The 20,984-nt window shown below is 36.8% G+C and carries 12 protein-coding genes and 1 pseudogene; 10 read left to right on the top strand and 3 right to left on the bottom strand.

What is annotated here, in order from left to right; translation table 11 throughout:
* Positions 1-4 precede the first annotated feature (4 nt).
* The 5 genes from AAEM60_RS04145 to AAEM60_RS04165 all read left to right on the top strand — a co-directional run bounded on the left by AAEM60_RS04145 (position 5) and on the right by AAEM60_RS04165 (position 11,948).
* Positions 5-1,588 carry a hypothetical protein gene (locus AAEM60_RS04145; protein ID WP_341357478.1) on the top strand — a complete coding sequence of 528 codons (1,584 nt, stop codon included), beginning with the start codon at positions 5-7 and terminating at the stop codon, positions 1,586-1,588.
* On the top strand, positions 1,585-6,720 hold the full coding sequence (locus tag AAEM60_RS04150) for an FtsK/SpoIIIE domain-containing protein (protein ID WP_341357479.1): 5,136 nt from the start codon (positions 1,585-1,587) through the stop codon (positions 6,718-6,720). Before AAEM60_RS04145 ends, AAEM60_RS04150 begins: the two co-directional genes overlap by 4 nt.
* Positions 6,721-6,831: 111 nt before the next feature.
* Positions 6,832-7,710, top strand: a complete 879-nt coding sequence (locus AAEM60_RS04155) for a DUF4007 family protein (RefSeq protein WP_341357480.1) — start codon at positions 6,832-6,834, stop codon at positions 7,708-7,710.
* A complete protein-coding gene (locus tag AAEM60_RS04160; protein WP_341357481.1) occupies positions 7,707-11,135 on the top strand; it encodes a hypothetical protein in 3,429 nt (1,142 codons plus the stop codon). The genes AAEM60_RS04155 and AAEM60_RS04160 overlap by 4 nt, the downstream gene beginning before the upstream one ends.
* A 12-nt stretch (positions 11,136-11,147) precedes the next feature.
* Entirely contained in the window at positions 11,148-11,948 is an 801-nt protein-coding gene (locus AAEM60_RS04165; RefSeq protein WP_341357482.1) for a hypothetical protein, read from the top strand.
* Between the two features lie 102 nt (positions 11,949-12,050).
* Here AAEM60_RS04165 and AAEM60_RS04170 read toward each other — a convergent pair.
* Positions 12,051-14,945, bottom strand: a pseudogene (locus AAEM60_RS04170) (DEAD/DEAH box helicase family protein); the annotation flags it as partial.
* A gap of 143 nt (positions 14,946-15,088) precedes the next feature.
* Here AAEM60_RS04170 and AAEM60_RS04175 point away from each other — a divergent pair.
* Complete coding sequence (locus AAEM60_RS04175; RefSeq protein WP_341357483.1) at positions 15,089-16,219, top strand: hypothetical protein; 1,131 nt, start codon at positions 15,089-15,091, stop codon at positions 16,217-16,219.
* A 406-nt stretch (positions 16,220-16,625) separates the two neighbouring features.
* Here the strand turns inward: AAEM60_RS04175 and AAEM60_RS04180 are convergent, their stop codons facing one another.
* Positions 16,626-16,913, bottom strand: coding sequence for a hypothetical protein (locus tag AAEM60_RS04180; protein ID WP_341357484.1), 288 nt, complete (start codon positions 16,911-16,913; stop codon positions 16,626-16,628).
* Between the two features lie 743 nt (positions 16,914-17,656).
* Between AAEM60_RS04180 and AAEM60_RS04185 the strand changes: the two genes are divergently transcribed.
* From AAEM60_RS04185 to AAEM60_RS04195, 3 genes are read left to right on the top strand one after another with little or no spacing between them, the layout of a single operon-like run.
* Entirely contained in the window at positions 17,657-18,499 is an 843-nt protein-coding gene (locus AAEM60_RS04185) for a hypothetical protein (RefSeq protein WP_341357485.1), read from the top strand.
* Positions 18,496-18,810, top strand: coding sequence for a hypothetical protein (locus tag AAEM60_RS04190; RefSeq protein WP_341357486.1), 315 nt, complete (start codon positions 18,496-18,498; stop codon positions 18,808-18,810). The genes AAEM60_RS04185 and AAEM60_RS04190 overlap by 4 nt, the downstream gene beginning before the upstream one ends.
* Positions 18,761-20,116 carry a replicative DNA helicase gene (locus AAEM60_RS04195; protein ID WP_341357487.1) on the top strand — a complete coding sequence of 452 codons (1,356 nt, stop codon included), beginning with the start codon at positions 18,761-18,763 and terminating at the stop codon, positions 20,114-20,116. Before AAEM60_RS04190 ends, AAEM60_RS04195 begins: the two co-directional genes overlap by 50 nt.
* Positions 20,117-20,179: 63 nt before the next feature.
* On the opposite strand, the gene AAEM60_RS04200 is transcribed toward AAEM60_RS04195, so the two are convergent.
* Positions 20,180-20,512: a hypothetical protein gene (locus tag AAEM60_RS04200; protein WP_341357488.1), complete on the bottom strand. Its 333-nt coding sequence runs from the start codon at positions 20,510-20,512 to the stop codon at positions 20,180-20,182.
* A gap of 87 nt (positions 20,513-20,599) precedes the next feature.
* Between AAEM60_RS04200 and AAEM60_RS04205 the strand changes: the two genes are divergently transcribed.
* Positions 20,600-20,920, top strand: a complete 321-nt coding sequence (locus tag AAEM60_RS04205; protein WP_341357489.1) for a hypothetical protein — start codon at positions 20,600-20,602, stop codon at positions 20,918-20,920.
* Positions 20,921-20,984: the final 64 nt, after the last annotated feature.

Raw genomic sequence — 20,984 nt, forward strand, 5'->3', positions numbered from 1 at the left:
TTATATGGTTGCAAAAAAACAAAGTGTAGAAGAGTTCTCCACGCAGCTATCTGCGCAAATTTGGGGGCATCGGTTTAAAGATGGGCAAAGGGGACCGGAATATGTTCTTGAATTCTTAAATGTGCTTAAAGGTACAAACTATGACTTGGCAGCTAATAGTTATTCACGTGTGCGTGCTACCGGCCTTAGACAATTCATTTTTGAAGGGGATAAAGAAGGAGCAAAAACAGGGGTTGTAAGTCTAACCACTGAGCAAAAAGATTCTTTATATGAATTAGTCGAAAATAAAGACGAACTAAATGTTATTAGGGATTTCTTTCGAAACTTAGAAGTTCCATTGGCAGATGGAACTGGTAAACCAGCTAACCGGTCATGGTACGCAAAGACCCTATATCCATTGCACGAATCATTGTTATTCTTTGAGCTAAGGACGTTGAATAAGGGTGGGGAGAAGTCGTATAACTTTGAAAGGAACTTCTTTGCACGTGGGGGAGAACTTTATTTTTTGATGCTTTCCTATGGGACAGAGGCTAATTTAGAACTAAGAGAAAAAATCCAATGTCGATTAAAATCTCTGCTATGTAAGAACAAAGCAATTGAGAACATAGTATCTAAAATTTCCTCAAGATTGGAGAATGAGAAAAATAGTTCAGATCTCTATCCATTAAAAAAAGAAGGAGAGAGTAATAGAGAATATCCTGTATTACCTGTCACTGATGATCCTATTTATACTGAATTTGCTGAAGAATTCTACAACCTCATTAATTTAAACATTGATATTTATGAGTTGTTCGAATTGATGACTAGCCTAATTACGTTCCAATTAGGTAGATATATGCTGAAAAGAGCTCAGATAAATGAAGAAAGCAAGCTCACTCTCTTTTTTGATTGCTTAGATGCTCAAGTAGGTCCAATTCAAACTCTTTCAGCACGATCGTTTAGTGATAATGAACTATTAATCAAGAATAAGTTTGAAGATTTTTTTAAACAAACTTTTAGAGAAAAAATTACTTCTGAGGAGTTCGTAATTCAAAACTTAAAAAGTTGGCATACCGATCCAGAATTATTAATAGAGTTATTAGGCCTTAGCCGTCTTTCAAAAGTAAGAAAGAATAAGGTAGCTAAAGTCATTCAAAAATGTGATTCGTACGATAAAGTTATGACTCAATTATTTAATGTGGTGAAGGATATTGTTTCTGATCAACTAAAACGACATCAATTAAGCATCGTGAGAGGACTCACTAGAGATGGAGGTTACGGTGGTTTTAGACGAGGAAGCAAGTACAGATATTTTATGTCTGATACGTTTATTCAGGCTTTGGTATACGCTAACTTAAAACCTGGAAAACAAACGGAATTCCATTCTTTCTTGGAAGATATTTATCAAAAATATGGCTTTATTATTGGTGAATTGCAGGCTAAAGAAGATGGGATCTATGAAAAATCTAAATTAAATGTTAGTTACTTCCAACGAAACGAATATGCTTTAAGAGAGAAATTAAGACACAATGGACTTTTAATTGAGTACTCAGATGCAACAGCTATGATTAGAAATCCATATGAACATGCAGGGCAGGTGACAGAATGATTACGTACAATGATATTCTAGGGAAATGGGTTTTTCACATCTTAATGGAGCATTTTAAGGAACAGAGCCTAGAAGGTACAAATAAGCTTTTTATTAAAGTGAATGGATTGACAGACAATAATGTACATTCCTTATTAAAAGAATTGGATGATAAAGCATCTAAACTAGAAAAGTTCTACTCTCCAAATATACGGACAATTAAGCCTGTTAGAGGGTTTGACCAATACAAATTAAAGGAAATAGAGACGAGTACTTGGTTAAGAAACTATACTTTTTCTGGTCATGCATTGGTCATCATTATTAATGAGCTCACACCTGAGGCCCAGAGTTTGGAGAATTTATTTGCCATTGATGAGGCATACTTACTTTCTGATTTTGGACTAGAAAGTTTATTTTCTTTGTTGTCTGAAGAATTTCAGCTAGCTGCTGAAGAAATAGAGACACTTAAAGAATTCTTTACTATGTACAGTAGTCTTACAGACCCACAACTTAGATTTATACTTAGGTTTGTAGAGAAAATCGTAAACCAAGAATCACCATCCATCATTGAAAAAATACGCACGAATCTGCCTGAATTGAACTTATTTAGGGATCAAAACTTAATTATTGGAGCAAAAGGAAAAAAGAGATTACGATCTAACTTTTTGTTGGCCAATCTTCAAAAGCCAAATGGAGATTTAGATACTGAGAAACTTCAAAATAACCTATATACCTTCATTGAAGCCGAAGAAAAGAATAACTTCTCTGATGAGTTGTGGAACGGAATTAACCCTGCTGAATTTGAAAAGAAGGTTATCGACTTCTTGAATCAAAAAAATCTAGATTTACTAACATATGACTTTAATGTGGTTGAAACAGTATTAAACTTTAAAACAAAAACTACTCTTCCAGATAAGATTCGAGATGCACTAATCCTTAACGGTAATCCAACAAAAGATGAAATTGATAAGATAGAAGAAGGCATTAACGAAGTTGAGAAAAACCAAAATCCTGATGCTATGCAAGACTTTCTAGAGGAATTTGAGGATGAATTATCTCAAAGTGCAAAGCTAGATAAGGTTATCTCTAGACGAATTGAAAAACTTCGTCATCCTAAGGATTATCATGATTTAATCAATGCACTTCAGTATGAAACGTTCTCCTTGATAGAAGAGAATTCGGATAAGGTTAATAAAGATTCATTCTTTGAATTAACAGTGTATGCTTCTAAAATTACAACTGAAATGGTAGAAACATTACATATCTATCTGAATGATATATCTAAGGTTGTTCCACATATTAAATTTAAGGAAAGGTCCTTAGCGTCTATCACAGTAGATGAGACTACGAATAATGAGTTGTCATTTAAACTCCACTTAATGAATGATAATGAAACACTAGGAACTGAGACATTTAAGGTTAGAGGGTTTGAAAATTTACAGCTTCTTTCGTTTAAAGATGAGATTGAAAAGCTTAAAATTCCTCATTTGAAGAATTATCAAGAAGATGAGATTGAAATGCTTGATGTAAGAGAAATGGTCCATGAGAGAGTTGACGGGTATTTATCTATTAAACAACCAGGTTTTGAAGAACACTATAATCGTTTCTCGGGTTTCCTTGAAGAGTACTCAATCACTATAAGAAATATTATGAAGTTTGGTGTGTTCAGCATTGATATTAGCAAATTTAAGAGAGAACTAGAAAGCGTTCTTTCTGGTGTTGCTGCTTCTGTTGATGTTGCAAGTCATATTTATCGCTTCATAAATTACATTGGTTCAATTGATACTCTAGATGTGAAACTAGGTCAGCAAGGTTTCTGTGACGAAAGAATCGTAACGATTTTGAATCCAATACGATTGGTAAGTTATGTTTCAAGGTATGAAAAACTTGATAACCAAATAACGGATTGGATTGAAAGAAGCATTAAAGGCGATTTAGAGGTTGTAAACATTGAAGATTATCTTGAATATGTTACAGAAAAGACGCTCAACTTAGCACCAAGATATTTTTCGAGTGATGGAGATGATTCATTCCTCATAGAAGTTAGTGAAATCTTAGGCGAAGGTCAATTTATCTTAAATACAAAACGCTCAGAAAATATGGATTATCTATCGAACGAATTATCCGAGGAATTAGTTAAAAGCGTAAAAAATTATTTTGAAGTTTATCCATATGCTAAAGATGGATTAGATATTTTATTCCTTTATTGTCAAAGTGCTGATATTATTACCAAATCAATTGATGCCTTATTTAGCAAACATAAAAATCTAAATAAATTAAAGATTACCGTACACTCAACACAGGCAGCGAATATACATCAGAAGATTAATCAATGGATTAAGCAAAAAGAGGAATATACAAATCCTGATAGGTTTAGTAAATTTCCAACCGTTGAAGTAAAGGTTATTTCTGGCAGCACAATTAATGAAATTTCTAATCAGATTAATGCTCATATGATTGACGCAGATCTTGTAGTTTTAGCTGATTATTTTGGGCAAAGTAATCAAGTGAAATATGAATTCGATAAAATAGAAGCGAAACAGTCGAATGATTGGTTCAACTTAGTATATAAAGAGCCTCTTTTAGAAACTGAAAGTTTAAAAAGGATTTCCTATGTAAGTGAACACTTGCCTGATACACTAAAATCCTTTTATCAATTACAATACATTTTTCAGAAAAAAGAGATGTTAGAAGAAGATGAGCTATACGTTTTAAAGAATAAGATCTCATTATCAAATTTCTCTGATAATGCTTTGATTGATTATATGCATGAGAATTTTAATTGGATCATGTTTATGGATAGATATCTTGATAAATCTCTCCTAGAGAAAGCTTCTTCGAAAGCTCAAATTATTCAGTATAAATCCAAAGCAGGAGCCAATAAAAACTTTAAATTGATTGTTTCCTCATCTGAATATATTAAGAAGCTTAACTCGAACAAACATGACTATGAGTATTATGATCGACTAACTAAGAAGCTTTCTTTAATCCTTAAGAATGGGAATATCCAAAAGGAAAACGTGAAAGAGGCAGTTAATCGAGTAAAGTCTATATCCGGAGCACTCGTTTTAAAAGCTATCGGTCCAGGAAAATACTCGCATGAATTAGTAGCGACTTATCTTAGTATGAATCGACGTTCTAAATTAGAGCATGATCTTCAAGTATGGTCGGTATGTGATGAGCTTCCATGGTTTAGAAAGAATAATAGGCGTCCTGATTTGGTCATTACGACTATAAAAGAGAATGATGGAAATATTTCATTGGATTTTGAATTGCTAGAACTAAAATTCGTTAATCAAGCAATCTTTGAAAGAGAAAGATATGATGCTATCAAACAAATCCAATCAGGTAAAAACTTGTATGAAAATCTTTTCGATTTTAATCAGGATAAGGCAGATGCTGAATACTGGAGAAGTGAGTTAATCCATTATTTTATTGAAAAAGGGACATATGCTCCTGAAAAAGCTTATTTGTTAAAGAGACTTCAAAATGCACAAATTGATGAAATTCAAGTTAATATTCATTCTTCGATTGATGCTTACTGCTACACTTCTAATTTGTATCAAAATAGTTTTGAAGCGATAGAAGAGGACGTTTATATGGACCTGATAGAAGGTGAACATAAGAATTATATCTTTAATCGTGCATATATCTTAAAGTCTCTAGGTGCAACAACTATAAATGAGCCAATTTATGAAGAACTAGAGAATCATACAGATTCATTCTCAGACAGTCTTATTCTTGAGGACGAGAGTAAGGAACAGACTAAGGATGAAGAGGGCGGTTCACCACCAAACAATGAGGGTGAAGATGCCCTTGGGGAAACTGATGGAGATTCTAATCCCCCAGGCCCTAACTCAGAAGAAGGCGAAAGTGTTGGTAATGATGGATCAGGACATGGCCAAGAGAATGACAGTGATTTAGAAGGTGATGAAGAAGAAGTAGATAGAGAATTCAGAGGTGGAGAAAAAGTCAATCCTCCACTTCCAGGCGATTCTAATTCAGATGGATATCCAGAAGTAATTGCCTTAAAGGACCTTAAAATCGAGCATGAGACAGAACAGATAGATCACTCTGAACTAAAACGAAAATATGTATCTACACTTGAGACACATTTTAACCGAAACGGATTAAATGTGAAGGTTCAGGATGTAGTTGTGGGATCTAGCGTAGTTCGATTAACTTTATCACTCCCTTCATCATTAAACAGTGATAAAATATTAAGAAGAAAGAAAGATATTCAAATTTGGTTAGGTTTAGATCAAGAGCCCAATCTATTCATTGATAAACATGGATTGAATATTGATATTGTAAGGGAAGATCCGGATACTATTTACTTTGAAGAGTTTATGGCCATTGCAAGGAAGCAACTTAATGATACAATTAAACGCTCAAATTTAGTTGCTCCTCTAGGCTTTGATCCATTAAACAATGTCATAAATATAGATTTATCCGATCCTTCAACACCACATCTTCTCACTGGTGGAACTACCGGAAGTGGTAAGAGTGTCACGCTCAACTCTATTATTTTAGGAACGATGTGCTTCTATGAACCATCACAACTGCAGTATGTGTTTATAGATCCAAAACAAGTAGAGTTCTCTATCTATGAAGACTTACCTCATACGCAAGATGTAGTGACTAGTATTGATGATGCAGTTGTTAAGCTGAATATGCTGGTTGAAGAAATGGAAAGAAGATATGGGTTGTTTAAGGATGAGTTTGCTAGTAATTTAGATGAATACATTGATGCTACACAAAATAGGTTACCAAGAATCGTTTGTGTATTTGATGAGTTTGCGGACTTCATGAGTCAAGAAAAAGAGGTTGCTAGCCAAGTAGAGAATGCGATATTGCGACTTGGTCAAAAGGCGAGGGCGGCAGGTATTCACCTAATCATCTGCACTCAAAACCCAAAATCTGACATCATCAACACCAACATTCGAAATAACTTAGGTGCAAGACTCGCCCTAAGAGCAACAGATTCAACTGCTTCTTCAGTTATTTTAGGAGAAAGCGGAGCAGAAAATTTAGGAGGGAAAGGTGACTTCTTGGCTAAGACAGCTAGTCAGAAAGTGACTAGAGGAAAAAGTCCTTTCCTTACACCTCAGGTGAAAAGAGCATTATTGAAGTACTTTAAAGCTACTCAATGAATTGATAATGCATCTAGATGAGATATCTAGGTGCATTATTATCGGCAAAAACGACTTCTGGAGACGTCTCTCCAGAAGTGTTACTATAGAATTTGGAAGGCTGATTTAATTATGGCATATGGACAACATCAGAGTTTCTATTTAAGAGATAGATGGCTAAATAAAGCAATTAAGCACTTGAAACAAGATGAAAGATTCTTTTATGATGATGAAGCTTTTGAAAAGATGGGACTAGGAAAGAACATGGTTAAATCTTTAAGGTTTTGGGTGGTAGCTACAGGAGTAGTGGAAGAGAAGTTTAATGAAGAAAGAAAGAAAATTCATCTTCTTACTCCGTTAGGACAAGTGTTATATAACTATGACAAGTTTATTCAATTTAACGATACTGCCTCAATCCTTCATTTTCATCTTGTACATCAAATGGAGCCTGCAACCACATGGTATTGGTTCTTTAACATTTTTTCTAATGGTGTAATAAGTAAAGAAGACTTACACGTCTCGCTAGTTGACTGGGTGAATACGAATGAAGATAAAAAGTTTTCGGAACGATCGTTAAAGCGGGATATTGATTGCATGATTAAACTTTACACTGCAGGACAAAGTGTAGTCGATCCTGAAGAAGTGATTCAAAGTCCAATAAATAAAACTGGTTTAATTAAAGAAAACAAAGGCATGATTATAAAGAAATCTCCTGCCATTGAAGAGATTGGTGAAAGTGCGTTGTATTATTCACTAATTAAATATGCTGAGATACATGAAATTGATAATGTGAGTGTAGAAGAAATCAGTACAAATAAAGGATTGTGGGGTAAGGTGTTTAATTTAAGTCGTCCTTCAATTGTAAAAGCGTTGGAAGGACTGACGTATCACCCTAAGTATCCTCTGCAATTTACAAGAACAAACAACCTAGACACCGTGAGACTTCCAGATATTTCATCTTTAGAATTATTAGAGTTTGAATATAAACGAAAGGCTGAGACACTAGTATGAATAAGGTGAAAAGAAATTTTAAATCTAGTGTGAATATTAAATTTGACTTAGGTAAAAAAGAGTTTTTTAGAGACTACTTACCAACACCTTCACACGCTGAATCATTACAAAATATCTTAGAAGGCTTTAACAACGAAGAGAGTAAACGTGCGCATATAATTGTTGGACCTTATGGAACGGGGAAATCATTATTAGGGACGTTAATTGGGGGTATGGCATCGAAAAGTGTAAACGAATCTGCCATGAACCATTTAATTAAGAAATTCAATAATGTGGATGATAAAGTCTTTAACGAATTAACTAAATTTCAAGGCAACCAGAAACGTTATCTTCCAGTCATACTAAACGGAAACGAAGGAAGCTTTAGGCAGTCTATCATATCAGCAATTATGAGAACACTTGATGAAAATAACCTGGATATTGTTGTTCCAGGAGTAATCTCCAAAATTTTTAGAATGGTTGATACTTGGAAGGAGGATTTTCCTAAGACTTATCGATCATTTAAGAAATTATTAAAGGAATCAGGACGTGACCTTGAATTATGGAGGATTAAAATTCAAAGTTATGACCGGGAAGAAATACAGTGGTTTAAAGAAACCTTTCCTATATTGTCTTCTGGTGCTGAGTTTTCCATTGATTATAAAGAAGATTTTATTGAACAATTAAAATATGTTATGGATGAATTGGATAAACAAAATATAGGGTTATTTATTGTTTACGATGAATTTGGACGGTTTTTACAAAGTATCAATACAACAATGATTCACGAGACAATGCAAGACCTTCAAGATCTAGCTGAACTTGCAGATAACCACGCAAAACATTTACACCTTTTGTTCATTACTCACAAGAATTTAAGACATTACTTTTTTAAATTTAGTGAAGAATACCAAAATGAATTTCAAAGAATTGAAAAGCGGTTTAAGTTGTATCACATGGATAGTGATCGCTCTACATTCATACGCATAACAGAATCTATTCTTTCGGAATCAGATAGAAATGAAATTTCTTCAGATGAGGCAGCAATCACGAAAAGTGAGCTAAGAAAATATCCACTATTCTCAAACCTGAACCAAGTTGAGATTGAACGATTAGTCATTAGAGGGGCATACCCTATTCATCCTGTTACGTTATTTGTTCTACCACACTTGTCTAACAAGTTTGCTCAAAACGAAAGAACGTTATTTACATTCCTTCAAAGTAACGATGCTGGAGGATTACAGCAACACATTGAAAAAAATAGTGATCGCTATTATCTTTCTAGTAAGTTATTTGATTTCTTTTTTCCTGAATTGGAATTTGAAGAGCATATAGAAGATAAAAATCTTCAAATATATATGAGGCTATCTGGAAGGATTCCCGATAATAGGACGGACTTAAACCACTTATTTAAATTTATAACTTTGTGGACGATGAGTAATCTTAACACTACCCAGAAGTTGACGACGGAGTTTTTGTCATTTTCTTTTAATGATAATGTGAGAACAACTAAAGAGTTATTAAAAGAGTTAACAAGTTTAAAGGTGATTCGTTTTAATCGAATACTCGAACAATGGGAGCTGTTTGAAGGAAGTTCGATTGACTTAGAAATGGAAGTGCAGTCTAGGAGAGAAACCATTAACTTAACCTTAAATCAGAAGAAGTCTCTTCTTCAAAACACGATCAGCAAAAAATTCTTCTTGGCCAACGATTATAACGACAATAAGAGTATGACAAGATTTGCAACAGTTAATATTTGTCTAAGTTCAGAAATTATTGAAGGAACTTTCGATGCAGCCAAGGTTCGTGAAGAAATGAATGCTGATGCTGTTGTACATTACGTTATTTTAGAAAATATAAGAGACTACCAACGTGTTACTGAAATAATCAGTAATGAAGACCATGACGAACATTCGTACTTTACAATAGCTAACAAGAGCATTGAAGAAATAATAAATCAAGTGATGGACTATCATATCTTAACTGATTTAAAGTCAGATATAAGTTTTATAAAGAATGATAAAGATCTGTTGAAAGAATTATCTTTAAAGTTAGAGGATCTTTACCACTCCATTCAAAAATTTATGAGCACATACACTAGTTTTAGTTCAGAGTTGAACTGGATTCGTAAAGGGAAAAAACTACAAATTAAAAATGATATTGTGCTTGAAAAAGTGCTTTCTAACTTAATGTACACCCTTTATCCTCATACACCAGAAGTTCGAAACGATTCTTTTGTAAGGAGAAAAATAAACTCTGTGCAAAAGAAAGCTGCATATAATGTAGTTAATCATGTTCTTTCAGATTATCCGAGTTCGATACAAATAGAAGGTAATGGTCCTGACTACTTAATATATGCAACCATTTTTAAGAACAACAAGCTAGACATAACGGATTTAGAAAACATAGAATCTACTGATTTACAAGAAATTAGAAGTAGGCTACTCGAATTATTAGACAAAAATACTGAAGGGAAGTTAAGTGATCTTTCGAGTATTTTAGAAAATAAACCGTTTGGCATTAGAGCACCTTTAATTCCAATTCTCCTCGTGAGCTTAATTCGGGACAAATGGGAGCAAATTATGTTCTATAGAAATGGAATGTATGTGCCTGGATTGACCGGAGAAAAACTTTATTCAATGTTAGAAGAAGCTGCTGAGTATACGTTTGTCTATTATGATTTTGATGAAAAGTATAAGCCTCTTTTTACTGAAATCAAGACTATCTTCGGAGAGTACGTATCTGAGAAGGCAATGAACAGTTCAACCCCTGTCATGCTAAGCAGCGGTCTTCTTAATTGGTTAAGGAACTTACCTAGGTTTTCCCAAATTTCAACAAATGTAGGCAAAGACCTCGAGGAATTCAGAGATACAGTTAAAAGAAGTGAAATAGATCCTAGATCTACTCTAGAAAAGCTGTATCAATTGTACCAAAATGATCTTAATCTTCTTCTTAAACATAAAGGTGAATTAGAGCTTTTCCTAGGTGAATATAAAAATAAATTAGAAACTAGGGTACTGTCCTTGTTGAATGTAAATAACTATACTGAAATTTATGAATGGGCAGAGTCTAAAGACGCGATAGTTAAAAAGAATAATTCTCTCGTAAACGGAATTATGAAATCGGGAGAAGATAACTGGATAGAAGGATTAATCCTCAACGTTGTTGGAGTTCCTTTAAACGAATGGTCGGATACTACGGATCAGATGTTTGAACAATTACTTCTTAAAGACTATAATTCTACTAATGAAGCCTTACCAGAAGGAGACTATTTAACCATTAGCTTAAATGGAGACGACAAATCTATTACTAAAGTAGATCTTTCTACAAAAACTCAGACAATCTACAAGAACGTTCATCGTATGATTAAAAATGCTGGAAGAAACGTTCCGAAAGAAGAAGTTGAGTACATGATCTACAACCTAGTAAAAGAGTTTGTAAAATAGAGGAGAGATACAATGGAAAGAAAGCCAGTCCATGTAGCCATGTTCAGTGGAGGAGCAGCTAGTTCATATGTTGCTTACAAAATGGTACAAGCTCATGGGAAAGAAAATAGTATATTATTCTTTACCAATACATTATGGGAAGACGATGATAATTACCGCTTCATGGATGAAGTTGCTGACTATATCGGAATAGAAATTACCGAAAGAATCGATGGTAGAACACCTGAAGAAGTATTTTATGATTACCGATTCCTAGGCAACTCACGATTAGCTAAATGTTCTGAAGAGTTAAAGGTATACCAAACGATTGTATTTCTAGAGGAACTCCGGGACAAGCATAATCTTGAACCTATCTTATATTTTGGGATTGGACCTCATGAGTCACATCGTGCAGATAACTTAAGAGAATTTTATAAGCATTATCCACTAGAGCCCATTGAAACTAGATTCCCAATGATTGAGACGTTTAGAGAAGATATTGATGCTAAGTCAATCATTGAAAATGAGTGGGGTATTAAACTGCCTAGAATGTACCAGATGGGCTTCTCCCATGCAAACTGCGGTGGGCGTTGTGTCCGTGGAGGATTTGGTCACTACGCACTATTATATAAAGTATGGCCAGATCGTTATCAAGAGCAAGAAGAGATGGAAGAAAACTTCCGTGAGCATTTTGAGAAAGATGTTTCAATTCTTAAGAAAAACGGTGGCCCATACACATTAAAAGAATATCGAGAACAAATGGATCGTGAAGGTGTAGATAACTTTATTAATATTAAAGATGAGACTGTGCCTTGTGTTTGTTCGTTTTCATAAGTCAATGAAGCCACTAGATAATATTATCTAGTGGCTTATTTAAATAAAATCAATTTTAACAAATTTTATAATATAGAGTATACACGTTAAAAATATTCACTGGAACAGTGTTTCGTTGATCGCGTAGTCTTCGTATAGGGTAGACGGTGAGAAATCTTTTTCTGATTTGTTCAGGGTGATAAAGAAGATGTCTAGGTTTTTGTCTTTAAAGTATTTGACTCCTTCTCTAAAGGCTGGACTTTGGTCTTCGTTGTAATAGTCGAAGCCTGCCATGATTTGGGCTGTGGAGTACTGGCTGTGTACTTGTAGCGGGCAGGTGAAGTCAAAGTTGGGTTCGAGTTCAATGGTTTCTAGAGAGTTGTAAAGCACTTCTAAAATTTGTTTGATTTCGTCTTGAAAGACGGGATGCTCAAGCACCTTTTCGATTCCTTCTTTCACAGAAAAAAGTCCTTCTTTTTCAGGGTGTCCTTGGTAGAAGGAATAATAGAAGAGATTGAGCATGAGTTCTTCTTCTTTTCCTTTCACTTCTCTGGTTTCAATATACGTTCTTAAAAAGGCGAGCAGTTTTCTTGAGTTGAGATGAAACAGATTCGGTAGGCGACTTGTGATCCATTTTTCATGTTCATACGTGAAGATCTCTTTGATCTCTGCCTCTACTAATAATCGATTAAAGCTTCTATTTTTATTACCACCGTAGAAATCATATAGATCGAGATGGTAGTGTGATAAGACATTTAATAGAGTCATCGGAAGTTCTGTATCCTGTTCAAAGGTCTTAAGTTTCGAGATGAGATTAGCTTTGGTGTTGGCACTTGACTTGATATTTCTTAGAATGTAGTCCTTCGCTTGTTTTTCTAGTTGAACAAAGCAGCCTTTTGGGAGGTTGAAGAATCCATTTTCCACATAGTGCTGAACAGAATGCTTTGATTTTCCTATAAGAGATCGTAGTTTTTCTTCATAAGAGTAGTTTTGATGGGCTTGTCCTACGAAATCGAGTACAGTTAAACATTCTTTATCCTCAGATAGTCGAAGTCCCCGACCTAGCTGCTGGAGAAAAACAGTTAGACTTTCTGTTGGGCGAAGGAATAGTACCGTGTTGATCTCTGGAATGTCAATTCCTTCGTTGTATAAATCCACGACGAAAATGAATTTGATTTCTCCCGTTACAAGTAATCTCTGTGCCTCCATCCGGGACGTTTTGTCCGTCCCTCCGTGCAAGGCAATGGAAGGAATGCCTGATCGGTTAAAGAAATTGGCCATGTATTGGGCATGAGCGATAGATACGCAGAATCCGAGTCCTTTAACGTCACCTATATCGGCTACGTACTTCTCGACGCTTTGAATGATTTGAGTGCTTCTCATATGGTTTGAGGTATAGACGTTTTCTAATTCTTTTGTATCGTATCCACCTCGAGACCATTTGAGGTGTGAGAGGTCAACAGTGTCGGTGACGCAGAAATACTGAAAAGGACTTAATAGCTTTTGATTGATGGCTTCTGTTAATCTCATTTCTGCGGCGATATGATCGTCAAAGTAGGAGAGATCACTCTTTCCATCCATTCGTTCAGGAGTTGCGGTTAACCCTAATAGGATGCGAGGCACGTAATGATTCAATAGCTTTTGATACGATGATGCTGCCGCATGATGAAATTCATCGACAATGATGAAATCGTAATAGTCACTTTCTGTGTGGGTATGAAGCTGCTTGCTATTAAAGCTTTGGATACTGACAAATAAGTGATCGAATGATGAAGGTTGTTGAGTTCCTACTAGCATCTCTCCAAAGTTAGGATCTCTTAAGATAGCACGGAACGTATCCATGCTTTGCTTCAGGATCTCTTCTCGGTGTGCAACAAACAAGAGTTTCGCTTTTCCTCTGTTCGCTTTTCTGAACCGTTTAAAATCGAAGGCAGATATGACAGTTTTACCGACACCCGTTGCCGCGACTAATAGGTTCTTATGTCTCCCATGAATGTCCCGTTCGGCCTGTAATATCTCAAGAATTTCTTTTTGATAGTAATAGGGTTGAATATCAAAGATGTACTGAACAGAGCTTTCCGACACTTCGAATTTACTTCTTTCAAGAGCCATTCGTAGTGTGTGCGTATCCTCTTCGTTTTCTCCATTAAACGATTTAAACTCCTTGTCATTCCAGTAGCTTTCAAAGGTTGCTTCACATTTTTTTAGGACATCAAAGGAATCCTTTTCGGTTACTTTCACATTCCACTCTAAACCGGAAGTGAGAGCTGGATTGGATAGATTAGACGATCCTATGTAAGCTGTGCTGAAGCCGGTATCCCTTTTGAACAGATAAGCTTTTGCATGTAGACGAGTTCGTTTCACATCATATGAAATTCGGATCTCCGTATTGGTTAACTTACTTAGTTCCTGAATCGCTTTATAATCTGTCGCTTCCATATAAGAGGTGGTGATGATGCGAAGCTTGCCTCCTCCTTCAGTAAACGTCTTTAATTCTTCTAAAATGATCCTCAAACCGCTCCACTTAATAAAAGACACAAGCATTTCAATGGAATCTGAGGAGAGGATTTCTTTTTTTAGTTCACCTAGCATATTGGGTTCATAGCTCGATCCCGTGAATAAAGAGCTTTCTGAGATCGGAGTGACGGGACGGACAACCTCTTGATGCTGGATGCTTCTTACGGAATTTACCCGAGAGTAGATGTGCGTTAATACTTCGGCTTCTTCTGATATTTTAAGAGAGTTGAACTCTTGTTGATCCAGATTACGGCTCAGCGTGTCGATAACCTCGTTGCAGGTTTCGATTTGTTTCAGGAGAGCATCGTGATCATTTTTTTCTTTATCACGGACATGGTTAAGTGCGCTTCTTGTTACTGAGCTTATGTAAGAAGATAGCATTTTACGAGCTTCTTCTACGTCTAGGGGAGTACGGCCGATTTCTATGTCTAGGTCTGTATTGGCTAGTTCTTGAAGGAGCTGTTGGGTAATGATTTGTTCGTAGATTCCTTGTTTGAGCATGGTGGTGGACACTTCTTTCTGGATTGGGGTTATAGAATTCATGGTAACATATATAAGGAATAAAATTGAATTAATTGGTATTTTATGAGATAGAATTATGGTAAAATTTCACTAGATATACTTTTTTAGGAGGGTGAAGAAAAGTGTATATATATGAAATCATTGAGGATTTATCTAGTGAAGAAAAAAATTCTACTATTGAAGAAGATGAATTTAAATTACATAAAGACTACTTTATTACAGATCAAGAATTAAATGAAATTGTAGAATCGTCTAAGGAAATTGAACTTGAGAGAAAGCATGTGAAGAATTTAAGAGAACAATCTGCAGTATTAGCTCAAATAATTGATGAAAATACTGAAACCAACTATGATATTACAGTTCGAACAAAACACGAGGTTTACGGGGGATATAAAAGGGCTAAAGAAAGGCAGAAGGGTATATTAATAGATATAAAAAATATTAAAGTTTTTAATCTGTATTTTAGGTTTAAAAACTCAAATACGGATGCATTAGGTACAACTGCAATGATGATGAGAAACAGTAAGTCTAATGAAGAAATTATTCTATTGCTACCCGATAACACTAAAGTTACATATCATAGAGAAAGAAATTTCTATATAAATGCTGCCAATAAATTAGTATTTCATAATGATTACCCAATGAATCCTGATGATCAAAGTTTTCTTATTGAGAATTTAAATCTTCTAAATGTACATGAAAGATGTACTCAATCTTTACTTCATGAATATGGACATATATTGCATTTTAGAATATTTGATAAATTAAATTTCACGTTAGATTCTGAAGTTTATCAATGGTTCCACGATAATGGGTATACTAAGCTTCTGAACTTGAGATCTCCTGAATTTGCAGGTGCAACTGATAAAGATAAAATATACTTACTAAAAGAAAGTATAGTTGAGGATTATAGAATATATTTGAATATGTTGGAGAAAAATGGTATGTTTATACTACCCAACATTAATACTTATCAAGGCGATTTTAGAAACCCTAATTTATTAATTGAAGGAGTGAGATGTATGAAAAGCATGTTTGAAGAATTTATTAAACAAGAAAAAGGCATGTCAGATCAAAATCAAAGTAGCACATCTCAAGAGCCTGATAGAATAAAACGTGGTAAAGAAATCCTTGAAACCTCTGAAGCTCTTGATTGGTACCCGGGTAAGAATCGAATGACTGAAGAAGATCATGATGAAGTAATAAAACGCCTAAAACAAAAAGAAGATAAATCTTTTTTAGAATTAGTTTGAAGATAAATTAGTGGTATGGTTTATAGATCCTAAGTAAGGTCTTTCGTACTTAATTTAGGACCTGGTATATGATTTGTATTTGAACCTGGTGTAAATACCAGGTTTTTTTATTTATTCATTCCAAACAAAATTCCTCCTCAAATATAGATTTTCCTCATCAGGATCTGTAACTTGGTAATCATTGTCGTGACTAACTTCTTCCACTTCCATTTGCCGACTTGGATGTAGGAATGTCCCTATTGGAATGCATTTTTTACATAATCTTGATCAATTCTTATAGGTTTCATTTCGTTCAATTTAAGATGAAATCGTGCTCGGAAATTAAGGGGTTGAATTGTGTAGTAACTCTTATATTGCGTAGTACTCATATGAAACAAATGAGACACCATATAGGTGCCTCTAAAGATTAAGCTTTTATATTCCTTTCCTTAAACCAATTGGTTAAATCATCAGGATAGTTTTTTTTACTTGGTAATTTAGTAAAAAATAATACAACTAATTGTTCTAAATGCTCTGGTGAAATATCTCCTACAAGGTAATTATAAAGTCCTTTTTCAGTAAAGTCATCGTTGTAAATAAAAGCATTTAAGTCGCCTAAGGAAAAAATATCTAACCCATATAATCTGTCTTCAATATGTTGAATTGCTCCTTCAGGAAAATTGTGTTGGTATGCCATCGAAACATAGTAAACCATTTATAAACCTCCTTATATATTATGGTACTAGTTTCTATGAAGAGTTCAAAATCCCCTCTTTTTTGACATGAAAAACACCTACTGTGTTAAGTGATGTTAGTTGCGTAGTTCAAATATACGGTTCAATACATAAATGATATTGAACGATCGGGCACTAAAATTAAATAAGGCTATATATACAAGATTTTATACAGAACTTGTATATATAGCCTTAATTGCTATTCAAAAACCATACTGCTGTTAACAAGATTGCAAGCTACAAAAGGGGCTTACATTCTGATTCCACTCTAAACCGATAAATCAATCACCTCAGTCTTTTTCCTTCTCTTTTCTCTCTATACTGAACCTCTGATGATTTCTCTAAGTAATCAGCAATATAAAACTTATCCTGAGACTTTCCATCCCCATCATAAAAAAAAGATATTTAGAAGTAGCTACAACTTTTAAATTCTGACCAATCCCAATCCTATGTTGTCGATTTCCAAGAAAGGAGGCATTTTGGTCCTGATCAAACACATCGAAATGGTCATTACTTTAAGTAAATTTATATAGATGAAAGTTCAAGGGTTTTTATGCCATTGAATTCTGATTGTATGGCGTACTAATAAGTTCATAAAACAACCTTTAAACATTCGGACCCCACCCGAATGTTTTTTTTATAAAAAATTTCCCCAAAGGGTGTCCATTTCATTCCCATCCCCCTATATAAGAGGTGAATACAAACTGAAACAGGAGTGATTCAAATGAGTGGATGGAGAAAACTAGAAAAAGTCATGGTGGATACGGAAATTTTTCATCACCCGGAGGATATCAGGTTGTATGTATGGATTCTGTTACATGCAACTCACACAGGTGGGGTTCGGGTTGGGGATGTGGTTCTTGGGGAGAGGCAGTATGTCCGGTCGATCGGGAAGCTGCAGGAGGATTTGTGGTTTTACAATGGGAAGAAGAAGGATGCGTATACGGCGTCGAGGATCCAGCGTTCGATTAAGCGGTTGGAGAAGTATGACTGGTTGAAGGCGGAGAAGTTTCAGCATGGGTTTATCTTTACGGTTCGACCGGTGAATGATCCGTTGTGTGGGGAGTATTTGAAGTGGATGGGATTCCCTATGGAAGGAAAAGGGGATGATGAATCCGCTGGTGACCAGCCTGATGAGGGGGCTGGTACCCTTTTGTCCTCTTCATGTGAATCAGGTATGAAGGAGGAGCGAATGAGTTGTGAAAACAGACTTAAGAACTTAGAGAAAGAAGAGATCTTAGAGAACAACAACAAAGGTGCTGCTGATGAGGAAAGGCTTCGGGCACTGATCGGACATTTCGTCGGCAGGAGGGGGAGAGGGTTCTTCTTGACACCGATGGACCAGATGGCGATGGAGCGGATCAGCTTGAACGAGATGTCGACAGCCGAGTTGATTGCTTTTATGGACGAGCAGTTTGATAAGCAGGAGAGCATCAACCCGAAGCTGACGATCAACAGCCCCAGGTATTTGGAGAAGGCCCTTGAGTCGTATCTGCCCCCTGAGGTTTCGATGCGTAATCTGGACAAGATGCTGGACGGGCTGGAGGAGAGTGTGACGGGAGCATGACGTTCGGGGAGTTCAGGGAGCTGGTCAAGATGATCCAGGGGGCTTTCCCTCACAGACAGTTCACCCAGGACACGGCGGCGATCTGGTTTCAGCATCTGCAAAATTGTGATTATCACCAGGTGAAGAGGCGGATCGAAGCCCATATTAAAGTGAGCCAATACATGCCGACTATAGCCGAGCTGTATGAACAGCCGGTGGAAGAAACGACGATACTACAAACCATTCACATTTGGGAAAAAGAAGGAGCGGAACGCATTGAGGATGAACGACGAAATCAATGGACACGACCTGCACCACCCTGGGCACGATGAACAGCTGCTTCGCGAGCTGCATGAAGCGGAAAGCATGATCATTGGAGCGGTTCTTATGGAGCCTGGTGTCTTGGATGAACTGACCTTGGAGGAGAAGCATTTCACTCTAGTGAAGAACCGCCTGATTTTTAAAGCGATGAAGGGGCTTCAGAAGAAGAGGCTTGAGATCAATCTGGTCATGGTGGTGGAAGAGCTCCGTGATGACATTGAGAATGTCGGAGGGGTCCAGTTTCTCCTGGCGCTTGCCAACTACTGCCCGACGACGGTGAACATCGAGCAGTATGAACAGATTGTCCTGAAGTATTACGAACTGAGCCTTATCAAGAACTCGGCCCATCACTTCCTGAACGCCTACACCCCGGAATCCGCACAGGGCCTCTACAAAGCACTCATCGACATGCATACGAACACGATCACAGACGAAGAAACGAAGGACGAAATCATCATGGATCTCTATGAATCTCTTTACATGGAGAGGGACGGACTTCCCGGTGTCTCGACGGGATTCGAGAGCCTGAATGCGCTGACGGGAGGGTGGAAGGAAGGGGAGCTCATCATCCTCGCGGCGAGACCTTCCATGGGGAAGACGGCCTTTGCCATCCAGCTTGCGTGGGAATGCACGAGGGAGAAGGGGGTGAGCATGGTATTCTCCCTTGAGATGAGCTCGAGGCAGATTATGCAGCGACTTCTTTCAAGTTTGACGGATATCAACATGATGAAATGGCAGAATCCCTATAAGTATCTGACGAAGGATGAGATGCCGAGGATGCACGGGGCTATGAACGCCGTGTACAAAGCGAAGCTCGAACTCTCGCAAAATGGGATGATCACGCTGCCGGAGATCAGACAGCGGATCATGAATCTGAAGCGGGAGTACCCGACGGAGCCGTTTCTCGTGGTGATTGATTACCTGCAGTTGATTACGGTGAAGGAGCGTTTTGACCGGCATGATCTGGCCATCGGGCATATTACGAAGCAGCTGAAGGGGATGGCGAAGGAGTTTGAGATTCCGATTATTCTGTTGTCCCAGCTTTCAAGGGGAGTTGAATCGCGGGATGATAAGCGTCCGAGGCTGTCGGATCTGCGTGACTCGGGGAATATCGAGCAGGATGCGGATGTGGTGTTGTTTTTATACCGGGATGACTACTACTATCCGGATTCGAAGAACGGACAGGAAGTGGAAGTGAAGATTGCGAAGAACCGGAATGGGCCGGTGGGGACGGTGAAGCTGGAGTTTGTGAGGGAGTTTGGGAGATTTCGTGGTGGGTGGATGAAGCAGGGGGACGGTTCTGTTGCTTCGGTTTGAGTGAGCCGGGGGGACAGATTCCTTGGTAACGGAGGGTTCTAATTTTGTGGAGTAAATGAAACGTCAATTAACATCTTCAGTTATTTTTCTATCGTTATAAAACTCTTTCATAGATTTTTTTAAATTGTTTTCCTGGTAAGGAGTTTTTTCTAATGCTTTATCAAATAGTGAGATAATCGATGATTTGTTATCTTGATAGTTTTCTGTACTCATATAGATTCTCTCTTCTTCAAAAATCTCTATAACAATTGCACTTTTTCTTTTTTGGTCTAATTTACTCCAATGCTTTACTGATAAATCATTATTAGAAAGTTCTTCAACGGGTTCTCCACCTATACAGCCGAATAGTAAAAAAGGGATTGTACAACATAGTAAAATAGCAAGTGATCTTTTCAAGTGATCCCTCCAAATATTATGTATGTATTTATGGTAACTGTGTTTATTGTAATGTGAAAAGCGAAGTTAGCCAAGGGGACTGGACCTTTGACTAAGGATAAAATGGTGAAAAAGGGAGGGATTGGGATGTTGGTGACAGAGTATGTGAAGAACGTGTCGGAGTTTCAGATTGATAGTTTGAAGGTGTATGGAGTGGTGATGGGTCTTTTGGTTGATGACCGGGTGAGGCGTGAAGATGGATATGCTTTTATTAGTTATAGGGAGATGTGGGAGGGGTGTCAGGAAGCTGGGGTTTTGTCTGGGTATGAAGTGCCGTTTGCGGTGATGATGGATATGTTGGGTGTGGTGGAGGATGGGGGATTGATTGGGCGGGAGAGGGTTAGTGGGGGGAGTTGGGTTCATGGGTGAAAACAAGGGAAAATAGGGACGGACCTCTTCTTCTTAAAGTAGAGGTCCGTCCCTGTTTTCACCC

The sequence above is a fragment of the Rossellomorea sp. y25 genome (assembly GCF_038049935.1).
In the GTDB taxonomy this organism is placed as follows: Bacteria; Bacillota; Bacilli; order Bacillales; family Bacillaceae_B; genus Rossellomorea.

What these genes read in the sequence shown, in the direction of transcription:
- AAEM60_RS04145 (WP_341357478.1), top strand. Translation starts at nt 5, where the DNA reads ATGGTTGCAAAAAAACAAAGTGTAGAAGAGTTCTCCACGCAGCTATCT.
- AAEM60_RS04150 (WP_341357479.1), top strand. Translation starts at nt 1,585, where the DNA reads ATGATTACGTACAATGATATTCTAGGGAAATGGGTTTTTCACATCTTA.
- AAEM60_RS04155 (WP_341357480.1), top strand. Translation starts at nt 6,832, where the DNA reads ATGGCATATGGACAACATCAGAGTTTCTATTTAAGAGATAGATGGCTA.
- AAEM60_RS04160 (WP_341357481.1), top strand. Translation starts at nt 7,707, where the DNA reads ATGAATAAGGTGAAAAGAAATTTTAAATCTAGTGTGAATATTAAATTT.
- AAEM60_RS04165 (WP_341357482.1), top strand. Translation starts at nt 11,148, where the DNA reads ATGGAAAGAAAGCCAGTCCATGTAGCCATGTTCAGTGGAGGAGCAGCT.
- AAEM60_RS04180 (WP_341357484.1), bottom strand. Translation starts at nt 16,913, where the DNA reads ATGGTTTACTATGTTTCGATGGCATACCAACACAATTTTCCTGAAGGA.
- AAEM60_RS04185 (WP_341357485.1), top strand. Translation starts at nt 17,657, where the DNA reads ATGAGTGGATGGAGAAAACTAGAAAAAGTCATGGTGGATACGGAAATT.
- AAEM60_RS04190 (WP_341357486.1), top strand. Translation starts at nt 18,496, where the DNA reads ATGACGTTCGGGGAGTTCAGGGAGCTGGTCAAGATGATCCAGGGGGCT.
- AAEM60_RS04195 (WP_341357487.1), top strand. Translation starts at nt 18,761, where the DNA reads ATGAACGACGAAATCAATGGACACGACCTGCACCACCCTGGGCACGAT.